Raw genomic sequence first — 15077 nt, forward strand, 5'->3', positions numbered from 1 at the left:
GTGCGTCGTCCGCGTCGAGAAGAAGCATCGTCCGGCTGCGATGGGCCCGAAAAGTGGCCACCGAGGGTCGGCAGTCGCGGCAAACGTATAAATGTATTCCGAGAGAATACAAGTCTTCTCGACCCTGCGGCTGTGGGTCATCACCAACTGTCATGCTGATGCAATTCGCCGCTGGGCGCGGGGGCACTTCCCCCGCAGACCTTTGCAGCCCTGCCGTCAATGCGCTGGGCTTCCGGCGGGTGATTCTCCGCCGGCCGCCGGTGGCGGGCTGCTGGTGTCGGCGGGCGGGGCCGACGCGAGCGCATCGACGTGGGTGGCGGCGCACGGTCGGTAGCCGACCTGATAGGAAGCGCGGGCAAGCAGGTGGGCCGAGATCGGCGCCGTCAGCATGAAGAACACCACGCCGGCGATCGCTCGCGTCACCACGTCGAGCTCCAGCGAATGCACCGCCACCGCGATGAGCGCCATGCCGGAGCCGAGCGTGCCGGCTTTGCTCGCCGCGTGCATGCGCATGTATACGTCCGGGAGACGCAGGATGCCGATCGCCGCCACCAGCGTGAACAGCGCACCGCCGATCAGCAGCAGCCCGACGACGACGTTGAGAATGTCGATCACGGCGCGCCTCCCTCGATCCGGCGGTCGCTCGCGTCGGGTCGGCCGTCCGCGCCTTCGCCGCCCTCCTCTCCGGCCCGGCCCCGCGACAGCACGAAGCGGGCGAGCGCCACCGTCGACAGGAACCCGACGAGCCCGAGGGCGATGGCGATGTCGACGTAGAGCGTGAAGCCCGCCTTGACGCCCATGGTGGCGATGAAGCCGATCACGGCCGCGATCAGCATGTCGAGGGCGAGGATGCGGTCGGGCAGGGTCGGTCCACGCACGATGCGAACGACGATCAGCACGAGGGCGGCCGACAGGACGAGCAGCGAGGCGTCGGTCGCCATCGACAGGAAGCTCTGGCTCCAGCTCATCGGAACACCTCCCGGATGCGCCGCTCGAAGCCGTCGCGGATGTCGGCGATCGCCGCATCCACATCCGGAACGTCGATGCAGTGGACGTAGAGCGTCTTGCGGTCCTCGGAGACGTCGATCGACAGCGTACCGGGGGTCAGCGTGATCAGGTTGGCGAGCAGCGTGATCTCGATGTCCCGCTCCAGCGACAGCGGGAAGGCGATGATCCCGGGCTTCAGGTCGAGGCGCGGCGTCAGCACCGTGACCGCCACCTTCACCGCCGACTTCACGAGCTCCTTGAGGAACAGCCAGATCAGGCCGATCACGCGGTAGCCGCGGCCGAAGTAACCGTCGGTCCCGAGCTGCTCGCGGATCAGCGCCAGGCAGAAGGCGCCGAGCACGAAGCCGAAGGTGAGATTGAGGACGTCGAAGGAGCCCGTCATGGCCCCCCAGGCGATGGCGAGCAGGATGTTGGCGAGGAACAGCGTCATGGTCGCGCCTCCGGGAAGACGGAGGAGAGATAGCCGGCGGGATCGATCAGCCCCCGTGCTCCTTCCGAGGCGACGGCGACGAGCGGCTGCGGCAGGACGCCGAGGACGGCGATCGCGGCAGCAAGCCCGACGCCGACCAGCGGACCGACAATGCCGGCCGTGCCCGCGGCCGGGCGGCCCTCCGGCGCGTCCCGCCAGACGGCGAACAGGAAGACGCGGCCGAGCGCCAGCGTCACCAGGAAGCCCGAGACGAGGATGGCGGCGGCGATCCAGCCGGCGTCGGCCGAGAGTGCCGCGCGCACCAGCATCGCCTTCGGCCAGAAGCCGGAGAACGGCGGCAGCCCGGAGGCGGAGAGCACCATGATGAGGAAGAGCGCCGCGACGAGCGGGCTCGCCCGCCAGATGCCGCCGGCCTGGTGCAGCGACGAGGTGCCGGCGATGCGCTCGGTGAGGCCGAGCGTCAGGTAGATCGCGGTCATCGCCAGCATCGAGTGGACCGCGTAGGCGATGGCGCCGGCGTAGCCCGCCTCGCTGCCGAGCGCGAGCCCGGCCAGCATGTTGCCGATGCCGGCGATGACCACCCATCCGAGGGTGCGGCGGATCTCGCTCTCGGCCAGCGCCGCGAGCGCCGGCACGAGCAGCGTCAGTGCCGCCACCCACGTGATGACGTCGGCGAGCATCAGGCGTTCGCCCGGCATCAGCATGGCGAGAACCCGGATCAGCGCATAGACGCCGACCTTGGTCAGGAGGCCGGCGAAGATGGCGCCGACGATGATCTTCGGTGTGTGGTAGGACGCCGGCAGCCAGAAGCCGAGCGGGAAGGCGGCCGCCTTCATGGCGAAGGCGAGCAGGAAGAGCATCGCGATCGTCGTGATCGCGCCGCCCTCCGGCAGGGCCGCCACCCTCGCCGTGATGTCGGCCATGTTGAGTGTGCCGACGAGGCCGTAGAGCGCGCCGGTGGTGATCAGGAACAGCGTCGTGGCGATCAGGTTGAGGACGCCGTACTTCACCGCGCCGTCGAGTTGGCGCGGCTCGCCGCCGAGCACGATCAGCCCGAACGACGCGATCAGCAGGACCTCGAACCAGACATAGAGGTTGAACAGGTCGCCGGTGCAGAAGGCGCCGGACACGCCGGTGACGAGCAGCAGCAGCAATGGATAGAAGCCGAAGCGCCGGTCGCCCACCGTCACGTCCGTCGCCGAATAGACGGCGACTGCCAGCCCGGCGACGCCGGCCGTCAGCGCCAGCACGGCCCCGAGGGCGTCGACGGTGAAGGCGATGCCGAAGGGCGGCAGCCACCGCCCCATCATCATGGTCAGCGGGCCTTCGGCGAGGACGCGGGACAGCAAGGCCGCCTCGCAGGCGACGAGCAGCGCGAGGACGACGATCGCGATCACCGGCTGGAGCCTGGGCAGGTTGCGCAGGAACAGCGACAGCGCGCCGCCGATTAGCGGCAGAGCCACCGGCGCGACGATGAGCAGGTCGGCAAGGCGCGTCGGCGCCGTGACCATGGCGCGGGTGAGATCGACGGCGGTGGCGTCGACGGCCATCAGTAGCCTCCCGGCGGTGGCGGCTCGTGCGCCGGTTCGGCCAGGCGCATCTCGTCCACCGCATCGGTGCCGAGTTCCTGGTAGGCGCGATAGGCGAGCACCAGCAGGAAGGTGAAGAACGAGAACGAGATGACGATGGCTGTGAGGATCAACGCCTGCGGCAGCGGATTCGCCGTCTCGACGAGCGGCACCATCGCATCCACCGGAACCACCGGCGGCACTTCCCGCACGAGCCGTCCCGCCGTGAAGATCAGCAGGTTCACGGCGTTTCCGAGGATGGCGATGCCGAGCATGATGCGGATGATCTGCCGCGACAGCATCAGGTAGATCGCGGCGGTGAAGAACAGCCCGATCAGGACGGCGAAGACGTCCTCCATCAGTGGTCCTCCCCCTGGTCGATGTCGCGCTCCTCGAGACTGAGCAGGATCGAGGTGATGGCGCCGAGCACCACGAGGTAGACGCCGATGTCGAAGACGAGCACGGTCGACAGCGGCAGCTCCGTGCCGAAGACGGTCGGGTAGGTCCACAGGGCCGTCAGGTACGGCAGGCCGACAGCCAGCGCCGGGAGGCCGGAAAGTCCCGACAACAGCAGGCCCAGCGCCGAAATCGCCACCGGGTGCAGCACCATCGCCCGCCGCACCGGCGCGACGCCGCAGGCGATGCCGTAGATGGCCAGGGCCGAGGCGCCGATCAGCCCGCCGATGAAGCCGCCCCCCGGCTCGTTGTGGCCGCGCAGCAGCACGAACACCGAGAACACCATCATCAGGGCGGTGAGGAACGGGGCAATGGTGCGGAAGATGACCGTGTTCACGAGCCGACCTCCGTCGTCGCCGCGACCGGTGCCGGCGTGGGTGTTGCTGCGACGGGCCGGCGTCGGGATCGCAGGCCGATCACTGCCAGCACGGCGAGGCCCGTCACCATGACCACGGCGATCTCGCCGAGGGTGTCTAGGCCGCGGAAGTCGACGATGATGACGTTGACGATGTTGCGCCCGTGAGCGATCGCCCGGCTGTTTTCAGCAAAGAAGTCCGACAGCGCGCTGTTGAAGGGCTGCCCGACGACGGCAAGCAGCAGCACTGTGAATCCGACCCCGGCGGCGCCGGCGATGACAAGGTCGCGCGCTGCGGTAAGCGGCGGTCGGTGGTCGCTCGGCGTGAGATCGAGCCGCACCATCACGAGCGCCAGGATGACCACCGACAGCGTCTCGACCATGAACTGCGTGAACGACAGGTCGGGCGCACCGAACAGCATGAACAGCACCGCCACCGCAAAGCCCTGGATGCCGAGCGCGATGATCGCGACGAGCCGGCTCGCGGCCGTCATCACGACGATCAGGCCGAGCACGGCGATGCCGAGGATCGCCCACTCGTAGATCGCCACGTCCGGCCAGACGGGAGCGCGGACGGTGACGCCGAGCAGCAGCGGCGGCGCCAGCAGGGCCGCCACGACGAACAGCATCGTCGTGGTGATGTAGACCTCGAGGCCGCCCGGCTGCACGAGACGGCGCACCACGGTGGCGAGGCGGACGAGACCGGAGACGGCCTGGTCGAAGCAGCGGTCCGGGCCCCAGCCGACGGCCGTGGTCACCCCGGCGACGGCCGCACGCAGGCGGGCGAGCCCGAGATAGGCGACGATGCCGAGCGCGATCGTCACCAGCGACAGGATCACCGCCGCGCCGATGTAGGTCGGGATCAGGTGCAGGTCGGTCTCGAACGGCCGGCCGAGGATGCTCGACACGATCGGGCCGGCGACGTTGGTGCCGGTCCAGGACGTCCAGATGGCCAGCGCGGGTGCGGCGAGCGCCAGCACCATCGGCCCGAGCCACAGCGACGGTGGCGCCTCGTGGGCGTGCTTCGGCGTATGCACCTCCGGTCCGGCGAACGGCTTCAGGGCGACGGCGAAGGCGATGGCGAACATCAGCACGTTGCCGATCACCGCGGCGGCGACGAGCATCGTCGCGCCGTCGAGATTGGCGAGCCCATCATAGAGCACTTCCTTGGCGAGGAAGCCGATGAACGGCGGCAGCCCGCCCATCGACAGCGCCGCCAGCATCGCCGCGACGAAGGTGATCGGCATCGCCTTGCGCAGGCCGCCGAGCTTCGTCACGTCGCGCGTGCCGGCCTCGTGGTCGATGCCGCCGGCGACCATGAACAGCGCGCCCTTGAACAGCGAATGGGCGACGAGATAGAGCGCCGCACCTTCGATGACGCGCGCGTCGCTGGTGCCGATCAGCATGACGAGCAGGCCGAGCGAGGCGACTGTCGTCTGCGCCAGCATCAGCTTGAGGTCGGTCTGCCGGACGGCGAGCAGCGCACCCGTGAGCAGCGTCAGGCCGCCGAAGAGCGGCAGCACGGTCGTCCACAGTGCCGTGTCGCCCAGCGCCGGCTGCATGCGCATCAAGAGGTAGACGCCGGCCTTCACCATCGTCGCCGAATGGAGATAGGCCGACACCGGCGTCGGCGCCTCCATGGCGTTCGGCAGCCAGAAGTGGAACGGCACCTGCGCCGACTTGGTGAACGCGCCGGCGAGCACCAGCACGAAGATCGCCACGTAGAACGGGCTCTCCTTCAGCCCGCCGCCGAGCGCCAGCAGCCCCGACATCGAGGTGACGCCGCCGACCCAGCCGGCGAGCAGCAGGCCGGCGAGGAGCGCCAGTCCGCCGCCGCCGGTGACCACCAGCGCCTGCAGGGCGGCGCGGCGGGCCGCGGCGCGCGCGTGGTCGAAGCCGATCAGCAGGAACGACGTGATCGACGTCAGTTCCCAGAACACGAACAGCGACAGAAGGTCGTCGGCGAGCACGAGGCCGAGCATCGCGCCCATGAACATCAGCATGAACGAGAAGAAGCGCCCCTGCTGCGGATGCCCCTTCAGGTAGCCGCCGGCGTAGACGATGATGAATGTGCCGATGCCGGTGATCAAAAGTGCGAAGATCAGCGACAGCCCGTCGATCAGCATCTGGTAGCGGACGCCGAGGGATGGCACCCAGTCGACGCCGAAGACGAAGCGCTGGCCCTCGGAGACCGGGCCGAGATAGCCGAGGAAGTGGACGAACATCGCCGCCGGCACCAGCGCGAGCAGCCAGCCGGCATTGTGGCGCAGCACCGCCGTCAGCAGCGGCGCGAGGAGGGCTGCGACGAACGGCAGGAGAGCGACCGCGAGCGTTGAGGCGTTCGCGGCGTCCTGCATGTCCGGTCGGCTCCGTCGCTGTGGGCGGTATGGTCGGGCAGTTCCCCGCCGACGACACGCTCGGGTCATAGCGGCGCCGTCCGGTCCTCGCAAGCGTGCAACCGGTCGCGCCCCCGGGTTATCGCCAGGAGTGTGCCGGTTGCCGCAAGTCGATCGGAAGCCTATCTCTGGCGGCGAAGGCTTTGTTCCCGTCAGCAGTGGAGAACACGAGATGACCGCGCCCGCAACGTCCGCGCCCAAGGTCGTGAAATCCGACGACGAGTGGCGCTCGCAGCTGACACCGGAGCAGTTCTACGTCACGCGGCAGCACGGCACCGAGCGCGCCTTCACCGGCCCGCATCTCGACGAGAAGCGCGACGGCACCTACGCCTGCATCGCCTGCGGCACGCCGCTGTTCTCGTCCGAAACGAAATATGATTCCGGCTCCGGCTGGCCGAGCTTCTTCTCGCCGGTCTCGAAGGATGCGGTGCGCGAGATCGAGGACGTCTCGCACGGCATGCGCCGCGTCGAGATCCGCTGCGCCACCTGCGACGCCCATCTCGGCCACGTCTTCCCCGACGGCCCGGGGCCGACGGGGCTGCGCTACTGCATGAATGGCACGGCGCTCGACTTCGACCCCGAGAAAGGCTGATACCGCCTCCATGCTCGTCCGCCACACCCCCGCCCGTCCGCCCTTCGCCACCGCTCCCGCCGACCCGCGTCCACCGTCGGCGGAGCCGCGGCCGGTGGAGGCGACCGTCCACGGCGACACCCGCATCGACCCCTACGCCTGGCTGCGCGCCGAGGACTGGCGCGCCGTCATGCGCGATCCGGCGGCGCTCTCCGGGGACATCCGGACCTATCTCGAGGCCGAGAACGCCTATGCCGACGTGATCCTCGCCGATCGCGCCGAGCTGCGGGCGCGCCTCGTCGCCGAGCTGCGCGGCCGCATCAAGGAGGACGACAGCTCGGTCCCGGCGCCGGACGGGCCGTTCGCCTACGCCATGAAGCACCGGGAAGGGGGAGAACACCCGCTGCTGGTGCGGACCGCGCGCGACGGCGGCCCCGAGGAGGTCCTGCTCGACGGCGACGCCCTGGCGGAGGGGAAGGCCTATTTCCGGCTCGCCGCCGCCGCGCACGCGCCGAACCACGCCTTCGTCGCCTACGCGGTCGACGAGACCGGCGGCGAGGCCTTCACGCTGCGCATCCGCGACGTCACCACCGGCGCCGACCTCGACGACGTCGTCCCCGACACGTCCGGCCGGGCCGTCTGGTCGGCGGATTCCCGGTTCGTCTTCTACGTCCGCCTCGACGAGGAGCACCGACCGGCGCGGGTCTACCGGCACCGCATCGGCACGCCGGCTTCCGACGACGCACTCGTCTACGCGGAGGCGGACCCCGGCTTCTTCGTCTCGGTGTCGCGCACCCAGTCCGGGCGCTTCGTTCTCGTCGACGTGCACGACCACGAGACGTCCGAGGCGCACCTCATCCCCGCCGACGAGCCGGAGACGGCGCCGCGGTTGGTGGCGCCGCGCAAGACCGCCGAGCAGTACTCCGTCGACCACGGCGGCGGTGTCGCGGACGACCGTCTGTTCATCCTGACGAACGCCGGCGACGCGGAGGACTTCAAGGTCGTCACCGCCCCGGTTGAGGCCCCGGACAGGGCAGGGTGGGTCGACCTCGTGCCGCACGAGGCGGGCCGTCTGATCCTGTCGATCACCGCGCTCGCCGGCCACCTCGTCCGCCTCGAGCGCCGCGACGGCCTGCCGCACATCGTCGTCCGCCGCCTCGCCGACGGCGCCGAGCACGAGATCCGCTTCGACGAGGAGGCCTATTCGCTCGGCGTCGTCGACGGCTACGAGGCCGAGACGACGACGCTGCGCTTCACCTACTCGTCGATGACGACGCCGGCGCGCGTCTACGACTACGACATGGAGAGCCGCGAGCGGGTGCTGCGCAAGGAACAGGAGGTGCCCTCGGGCCACGACTCCTCGCTCTATGTGACGCGCCGCCTGCACGCCGTTGCGCCCGATGGCGAGGAAGTGCCGGTGTCGCTGCTGCACCGTCGCGACACCCCCCTCGACGGCTCGGCGCCGATGCTCCTCTACGGCTACGGCTCCTACGGCATCTCGGTGCCGGCGGCCTTCCTGACGAACGCGCTGTCGCTCGTCGACCGTGGCTTCGTCTACGCCATCGCCCACGTCCGCGGTGGCAAGGACAAGGGCTGGCGCTGGTACCGGGAGGGGCGGCGGGAGGGCAAGGAGAACACCTTCACCGACTTCGTCGCGGTCGCGGAGCATCTGATCGAGGCCGGCTACACCGCGCCCGGCCGCATCGTCGCCCAGGGCGGCTCGGCCGGCGGGATGCTGATGGGGGCGGTCGCGACGATGCGGCCGGACCTGTTCGCCGGCGTCGTCGCCGAGGTGCCGTTCGTCGATGTGCTGAACACCATGCTCGACCCGACGCTGCCGCTGACGCCGCCGGAGTGGCCGGAGTGGGGCAATCCGATCGAGGACGCCGAGGCCTACCGGCGCATCAAGCGCTACGCCCCCTACGAGAGCGTCGGTGCACAGCCCTATCCGCCGCTCCTCGTGCTCGCCGGTCTCACCGACCCACGCGTCACCTACTGGGAACCGGCGAAGTGGGTGGCGCGCATCCGCGCCGAGCGCACCGACGACGCGGTGCTGCTCTTGCGCACCAACATGGAGGCCGGCCACGGCGGCGCCGCCGGGCGCTTCGGGCGCCTCGAGGAGATCGCGCTCATCCAGTCCTTCGCCCTCGGCGTAACCGGAGTGGCCTGAGCGCAAACCTGCCAAACCCACGGCGGGCGCATCGCCGGCCGGCTTCGACGACACCCGCCGAGGAGGACCCTGATGCGCCAGCCCCGTCTCGCCGCCGTAATCGCCGCTCTCGCCGCCCTGTTGATCGCTGCGCCCGCCGCGGCCGAGCCCGTCGACGTCGAACTGGTCCTCGCCGCCGACGGCTCGGGCTCGATCGACAATGACGAGCTCGCCTTCCAGCGCCGTGGCTATGCCGAGGCGGTGATGAGCACCGAGGTGCTGAACGCCATCCGCGACGGCATCCACGGCTCGATCGCCGTCGCCTATATCGAGTGGGGGGGACCTGCCTCGCAGCACACCATCGTCGACTGGATGGTGATCCGCGACGAGGCCTCCGCCTCCGCCTTCGCCGAGGCCCTGGTGACGCGGCCGCGGGCGGCGTGGGGCTACAATTCGATCTCGGCGGCGATCGACTATTCCGTCCACAAGCTCGAGACCAACGCCTACGAGGGCATCCGCCGCGTCATCGACGTCTCCGGCGATGGCCCGAACATCGGCGGCCGCTCCATCCACGCCGCCCGCGACGACGCGGTGGCGAAGGGTATCGTCATCAACGGGCTGGTGATTCAGCGTCCCGGCGGGCAGCCGCGCATCGTCGGCGGGCGTCCGCTGTCGCTCGTCTACGAGCAGGACGTCATCGGTGGCCCGGCGTCCTTCGTCATGGTGGCCGACGAGAACGTCTCCTTCGCCGACGCGGTCCGGCGTAAGATGGTGCTGGAAATCGCCGGCCGGCTTCCGGACGCCCCGACCCGGGCGGCGGACGCGCAACCGGATGGCATTCCGACGGTTAGGTAGCGAGCCGGTCGGCACGCGCCGGCGACGCGCAGGGAGTGGCGTTGATGTCTCGCAGTCGTATCCGGGGTCGCGGCGCACTCGCCCTATCAGCGACGCTCGCTCTGGCGCTTGCATCCGCGATGCCGGTCGGCATGGTCGGGGCGCTTGCCGCCAACGCGCCGCCGCCGATCAAGCCGCGCCCGACGCCGCTCGAGTGCAAGGCGGCCGCCGCCGAGTTCGGCGCTGCCAACCTCTGGTGGGGTCAGTTCGCCGGCCGCCGCGAGACGCTGTTCGACATGTTCAACACGACGTCGCAGTGGGCCTGCTTCCGCACCGAGACGGACTGCCGTAATTGGCTCTACTGGATGAACTCGACTTGGCAGGACTGGCAGTGGGTCAGCCGCTGCGACAAGGGCTACAGGCCCTGAGCGGCTTTGCCTTCGCCCGCCCCGGGCGGGGCGGGCCTCCGGTTCGGGGCCGGGAAGCCCGGCCCACCGCGCCTCAGCGCTCGGCGCCGATGACGCGCTGGTAGTCGACGACGAACAGCTTGGGGTCCGCCTTCACGCCGGTCTGGACGTTGTAGATCGCCACGGTCGTGTCGAGCCCCTGGGCATCGGTGACGATCCATTGCTTCAGCTCGCTGGTGGTGCTGTCGAAGAACAGCGTCAGCTTGCCGTCGCCGAAGACCGTCGATTCCTGGATGACGATGACGGTGGTGTCGCCCTCGGTGCGGACGTCGGTGACGTTGGCGTCCTTCAGGAGGTCGATCTTGTCGGCGAGCAGGAAGCGCAGCGGCGTCTTCGACAGCGGCCAGACGTCCTGGGTCGCACGCCGGCGGTCGCGCACCACCACCGACTTGCCGTCGGCGACGATGTCGATGCGTGCCGGCGGCGAATAGTCGAACCGCACCTTGCCCGGCCGGGCGATGACGAACGAGCCTTCCGCCCGCCCGCCCGTCGGTCCGAACTGGATGAACTCGCCCGACATCGTGCGGATGCCGTTGAAGTAGTCGTTGATGCGCGCCAGCGCCTCGCCGCTCGTCTCGGTGGCCGCCTGGGCTGCGACCGGCATCGGGGCGAGCACCGTCATGCCACCGGCGGCGAGGGCCACCGCGGCGACCGCCCCCAGGGCAGCGCGACGAACAGCGGCGCGGCGGAACGGATGGGGCATCTTGCTTCTCCTTCGGTCGGCGCGCCGGCACCGCGGCACGCTTCGAGCGCATCGATCACTGGCCTCGGCGATAGCGTGCGCCTGTGGCCGGGTGAAGGCGCGGGCTGGGCCGCGGCGCGGCCGCGGTCAGGCGGATCGTGGACGTCCGGGCAAGCACCCGGCCGGCGCACGCTGGTCGGTCAGGCCGCCTCGCTGTCGCCACCGACAAGGATCTCGCGCTTGCCGGCGTGGTTGGCCGGGCCGACGATGCCCTCGCGCTCCATCCGCTCGACGATCGAGGCGGCGCGGTTGTAGCCGATCTGCAGGCGGCGCTGGACGTAGGAGGTCGAGGCCTTGCGGTCGCGCAGTACCACGGCGACGGCGCGGTCGTAGAGGTCGGCGGATTCTTCCAGGCCGTCGAGGCCCGTGGACCCGCCACCCGCCTCGCCATCCTCCTCGTCGTCGCCGACGGTGATCTGGTCGAGATAGTCCGGGGCGCCTTGCGTCTTCAGGTGGGCGACGATCGCCTCGACCTCCTGGTCGCTGACGAACGGCCCGTGGACGCGCTGGATGCGGCCGCCGCCAGCCATGTAGAGCATGTCGCCCTGGCCGAGCAGCTGCTCGGCCCCCATCTCGCCGAGGATGGTGCGGCTGTCGATCTTCGACGTCACCTGGAAGGAGATGCGGGTCGGGAAGTTCGCCTTGATGGTGCCGGTGATGACGTCCACCGACGGGCGCTGGGTGGCGGTGATGATGTGGATGCCGGCGGCGCGCGCCATCTGGGCGAGGCGCTGCACGGCGCCCTCGATGTCCTTGCCGGCGACCATCATCAGGTCGGCCATCTCGTCGATGATGACGACGATGAACGGCATCGGCTCGGAGGCGATCTCCTCCTCCTCGAAGATCGGCTCGCCGGAAGTGCGGTCGAAGCCGGTCTGGACGATGCGCGACAGCACTTCGCCCTTCTCCGCCGCCTCGGCGACGCGGGCGTTGAAGCCGTCGATGTTGCGCACGCCGAGCTTCGACATCTTGCGGTAGCGCTCCTCCATCTCGCGCACGGTCCACTTCAGCGCCACCACCGCCTTCTTCGGGTCGGTGACGACGGGGGCGAGGAGGTGCGGGATGCCGTCATAGACGGAGAGCTCGAGCATCTTCGGGTCGACCATGATCAGCCGGCACTGGTCCGGCGTCATGCGGTAGAGCAGCGAGACGAGGAAGGTGTTGATCGCCACCGACTTGCCCGAACCGGTGGTGCCGGCGACGAGCAGATGCGGCATGCGGGCGAGGTCGGCGATCACCGGCTCGCCGCCGATGGTCTTGCCGAGGCAGAGGGCGAGCTTCTGCTTGGTCTTCTCGAACTCGGCCGAGGCGACGAGCTCGCGCAGGAACACCGTCTCGCGCTTCAGGTTCGGCAGCTCGATGCCGATGGCGTTCTTGCCGGGGATGACGGCGACGCGTGCCGACACCGCGCTCATCGAGCGGGCGATGTCGTCGGCGAGACCGATGACGCGCGACGACTTGATGCCGGGCGCCGGCTCGAGCTCGTAGAGGGTGACGACCGGGCCCGGGCGGACATTGACGATCTGGCCGCGCACGCCGAAGTCCTCCAGCACGCCCTCGAGCATGCGGGCGTTGTTCTCGAGAGCGGCGGTGTCGATCTGCGGGTTCTTCGCCGCCGGCTTCGGCTCGGCGAGCAGGCGCACCGGCGGCAGCTCGAACGGCCCGTCCTTGAGGAGGGAGGGCTGCGCCTCCTGGGCGATGCGTCGGCCGGGCTTCGGTGGCGCCGCCGGGGGGGTGACGCGGCTGCCGGCGGTCGGCGTCGGCGCCTGCACGGCGGCGGCAGGCGCGGTCCGCCGGACGATCGCCGGCTGCGGCGCCGGCTCGAAGTCGCCCGGGTCCATCTCGTCGATCAGGGCGTCGTCGAAGGGCGCCTCGTCCTCCTCGTCCTCCGGCAGCTCGTCGGTTGCGCCGTAGGCCGGCTCGATGCGCAGCGGCGGGCGATCGCCGCCGAAGCGCGGCTCGGTGCGGGCGCGCTCCATCGCCGGCTCGCGGCGGCGCGCGGCGGTGGCGGCCACCTCGATGCCCATGTCGTCGAAGCCGTCGTCCTCGTCGTCGCGCCGCTTGCGGGCGAACAGCCGCGACAGCCAGGCGGTGATGGTGAGGCGCCAGTGGGCCGCCGCGCCGTGCAGGATCGCGAGCAGCCCGGGCTTGTCGTCCTCGTCGTCATCCTCCTCGGCGACCGGCACGCGCGGGTCGGCGCTGCGGCGGAGCGTCCGGCGCACCGCCAGCGGGTCGGGCACCGCCTCGGGCAGGGGCTCCGCCGGGGCCGGCCAGCCGCCGGCGAAGACCAGCAGCGCCAGGCCGAGGGTGCCGAGGATCACCTCGGCGACGATCGAGCCTGCGCCGAACAGCGAACCGGCGACGGCATGCGGGAACAGCGCGACGCGGTCGCCGGCGACGCCGCCAAGGCCGGTCGGCAGCGGCCAGGTCGCCGGCGGGACGAGCGCGGTGGCGGCGCCGCAGAGGAGGGCGGCGGCGACGAGCCAGGCGATCAGCCGGCGGCGGGTGATCCGCGCCGGCTGCGCAGCCGACAGGCGGATCGCCCACAGCGCCGGCGGCGCCAGGAGCGCGACGACGGCGACGCCGAACATCTGGACGAGAAAATCGGCGAGCGAGGCGCCCGCATAGCCCATCAGGTTGTGGACCTCGCCGAACGAGGCGTGGCCGAGGCTCGGGTCCTCCACCGTCCAGGTGGCGAGCGCGATGACGGTCACCGTCAGCGCTGCCAGCAGCGTCAGGCCGAGCACCCGCCGGAGATTGCGGCGCAGGAAGCCCGCTTCCGAGGAAGGCGGAGCGGAAGTCGGGGCGGTCGCGAGGGTGCGCATGGCGCCGATCTTTCTGTTCAGCCGAGCAGGCGGGCGAGACGGTCGAGGGCCGTCCCGGTGGTGGCGAGGTCGTCGACGAGGGCGAGGCGCAGGTACGCCTCGCCGGGATTGCGGCCGTCCGGTCCCGGAACGGCGAGGTAGCCGCCGGGCACGGTCCGGAGCCCCGCCTCGCGCCAGAGGCGCAGCGCCGCCGCCTCGCCGCCGCCCCAGGCTGAGACGTCGAGCCAGAGGAAGAACCCGGCCGGCGGCACGACGTCGCCGAAGCGGGCGGCGAGCCGCTCGCGGGCGAGGCCGTACTTGGCGTCGTAGAGGCGGCGGTTCTCGGCGACGTGGCGCTCGTCGCCGTAGGCGGCGACGGCGACCGCCTGCAGCGGCGTCGGCACCTGCGGCGCCGCGGTGTTCCTGAGCCGCGTCCAGCGGGCGAGGAAATCCGGGTCGCCGGCGGCGAAGCCACAGCGCAGGCCCGGCAGGTTGGAGCGCTTCGACAGCGAGTTGAAGGCGACGATGCCGTCGAGCCCGAGCCCGTCGCGGGCTGCCTCCAGCACGCCGGGCGGCGGCGCCGTGGCGGACCGGTAGAGCTCCGAATAGCACTCGTCGGCGAACACCATGAAGCGGTGGCGGCGGGCGAGCTCGATCAGCCCCCGCCAGTCGTCGAGGGACATCACGGTGCCCTGCGGGTTCGACGGCGAGGCGAGGTAGATCGCTATGGTGCGCTCGAGCAGCGCCGGGTCGAGGGCCGCGAGATCGGGCAGCACGCCGCCGGAGGTCGCTGGCGACAGTGCCACCGCCTCGGCGCCCGCCGCCTCCGCTCCGGCCGCGTAGGCCTGGTAGAGCGGGTTCGGCATCAGGATCGCCGGCCGCCCGGGCTTGCCGCTAGCGCTGTCGCGGGCCTCGATCGCGGCGAAGAACAGGCCCTCGCGGCTGCCGTTCAGCGGCAGCACGCCCGTCTCCGGGTCGATCAGGGCGGCCAGCGCATAGCGATTGTCGAGCCAGTCGGCGACGGCGCGGCGGAAGCCGTCTGTGCCGCGGATCGCCGGATAGCGGCCGAAGCCGTCGAGGTTGGCCGACAGCACCGGGCCCACGAAGGACGGGATCGGATGACGCGGTTCGCCGACGGCGAGGTCGATCGAACTCGCCCCCGGCGTGATCCCGGAGATCAGCCGGGCGAGCCGTTGGAAGGGAGACTGGAACCGGGCCGGCGACAGGGCGGCGGACATGCGAACGCGACGGCCTCGCAGCAGAGGGAAATCCGCAGCGAGGCTAGCGCGGCTATGGT

At 70.8% G+C, this 15077-nt stretch carries 14 protein-coding genes; 4 read left to right on the forward strand and 10 right to left on the reverse strand.

The annotated features are described in order from the left end of the window. Positions 1-216: 216 nt before the first annotated feature. Genes mnhG through RUR49_RS06560 form a run of 7 tightly spaced genes read right to left on the reverse strand, consistent with a single transcriptional unit; the run spans position 217 to position 6174 of the window. Positions 217-615, reverse strand: a complete 399-nt coding sequence (mnhG, locus tag RUR49_RS06530) for a monovalent cation/H(+) antiporter subunit G (protein ID WP_409145565.1) — start codon at positions 613-615, stop codon at positions 217-219. Continuing rightward, positions 612-968 carry a cation:proton antiporter gene (locus tag RUR49_RS06535; protein WP_409145566.1) on the reverse strand — a complete coding sequence of 119 codons (357 nt, stop codon included), beginning with the start codon at positions 966-968 and terminating at the stop codon, positions 612-614. The genes mnhG and RUR49_RS06535 overlap by 4 nt, the downstream gene beginning before the upstream one ends. After that, a complete protein-coding gene (locus RUR49_RS06540) occupies positions 965-1438 on the reverse strand; it encodes a Na+/H+ antiporter subunit E (RefSeq protein WP_409145567.1) in 474 nt (157 codons plus the stop codon). The genes RUR49_RS06535 and RUR49_RS06540 overlap by 4 nt, the downstream gene beginning before the upstream one ends. Continuing rightward, positions 1435-2988: a Na+/H+ antiporter subunit D gene (locus RUR49_RS06545; RefSeq protein WP_409145568.1), complete on the reverse strand. Its 1554-nt coding sequence runs from the start codon at positions 2986-2988 to the stop codon at positions 1435-1437. The genes RUR49_RS06540 and RUR49_RS06545 overlap by 4 nt, the downstream gene beginning before the upstream one ends. Further along, positions 2988-3365, reverse strand: coding sequence for a Na+/H+ antiporter subunit C (locus tag RUR49_RS06550; protein WP_409145569.1), 378 nt, complete (start codon positions 3363-3365; stop codon positions 2988-2990). Before RUR49_RS06550 ends, RUR49_RS06545 begins: the two co-directional genes overlap by 1 nt. Further along, on the reverse strand, positions 3365-3799 hold the full coding sequence (locus RUR49_RS06555) for a Na(+)/H(+) antiporter subunit B (protein WP_409145570.1): 435 nt from the start codon (positions 3797-3799) through the stop codon (positions 3365-3367). The genes RUR49_RS06550 and RUR49_RS06555 overlap by 1 nt, the downstream gene beginning before the upstream one ends. Beyond that, on the reverse strand, positions 3796-6174 hold the full coding sequence (locus RUR49_RS06560) for a putative monovalent cation/H+ antiporter subunit A (protein WP_409145571.1): 2379 nt from the start codon (positions 6172-6174) through the stop codon (positions 3796-3798). The genes RUR49_RS06555 and RUR49_RS06560 overlap by 4 nt, the downstream gene beginning before the upstream one ends. A gap of 211 nt (positions 6175-6385) precedes the next feature. Between RUR49_RS06560 and msrB the strand changes: the two genes are divergently transcribed. From msrB to RUR49_RS06580, 4 genes are all read left to right on the forward strand, one after another. Beyond that, the gene (gene msrB / locus RUR49_RS06565) at positions 6386-6805 is read left to right on the forward strand and encodes a peptide-methionine (R)-S-oxide reductase MsrB (protein WP_409145572.1); all 420 of its coding nucleotides are present in this window, start codon (positions 6386-6388) and stop codon (positions 6803-6805) included. A gap of 10 nt (positions 6806-6815) precedes the next feature. Continuing rightward, entirely contained in the window at positions 6816-8954 is a 2139-nt protein-coding gene (locus tag RUR49_RS06570; RefSeq protein ID WP_409145573.1) for a S9 family peptidase, read from the forward strand. A 72-nt stretch (positions 8955-9026) separates the two neighbouring features. Continuing rightward, on the forward strand, positions 9027-9788 hold the full coding sequence (locus RUR49_RS06575; protein ID WP_409145574.1) for a DUF1194 domain-containing protein: 762 nt from the start codon (positions 9027-9029) through the stop codon (positions 9786-9788). Positions 9789-9832: 44 nt separating this feature from the next. Next, positions 9833-10195 carry a hypothetical protein gene (locus tag RUR49_RS06580; protein ID WP_409145575.1) on the forward strand — a complete coding sequence of 121 codons (363 nt, stop codon included), beginning with the start codon at positions 9833-9835 and terminating at the stop codon, positions 10193-10195. Between the two features lie 73 nt (positions 10196-10268). On the opposite strand, the gene RUR49_RS06585 is transcribed toward RUR49_RS06580, so the two are convergent. From RUR49_RS06585 to RUR49_RS06595, 3 genes are all read right to left on the reverse strand, one after another. Then, positions 10269-10937, reverse strand: coding sequence for a LolA family protein (locus RUR49_RS06585; RefSeq protein WP_409145576.1), 669 nt, complete (start codon positions 10935-10937; stop codon positions 10269-10271). A gap of 179 nt (positions 10938-11116) precedes the next feature. Continuing rightward, positions 11117-13801 carry a DNA translocase FtsK gene (locus RUR49_RS06590; protein WP_409145577.1) on the reverse strand — a complete coding sequence of 895 codons (2685 nt, stop codon included), beginning with the start codon at positions 13799-13801 and terminating at the stop codon, positions 11117-11119. Positions 13802-13818: 17 nt separating this feature from the next. After that, complete coding sequence (locus tag RUR49_RS06595; RefSeq protein ID WP_409145578.1) at positions 13819-15018, reverse strand: aminotransferase class I/II-fold pyridoxal phosphate-dependent enzyme; 1200 nt, start codon at positions 15016-15018, stop codon at positions 13819-13821. Positions 15019-15077 lie beyond the last annotated feature (59 nt).

The organism is Pseudoxanthobacter sp. M-2, from assembly GCF_046156265.1.
In the GTDB taxonomy this organism is placed as follows: Bacteria; Pseudomonadota; Alphaproteobacteria; order Rhizobiales; family Segnochrobactraceae; genus CAMDHY01.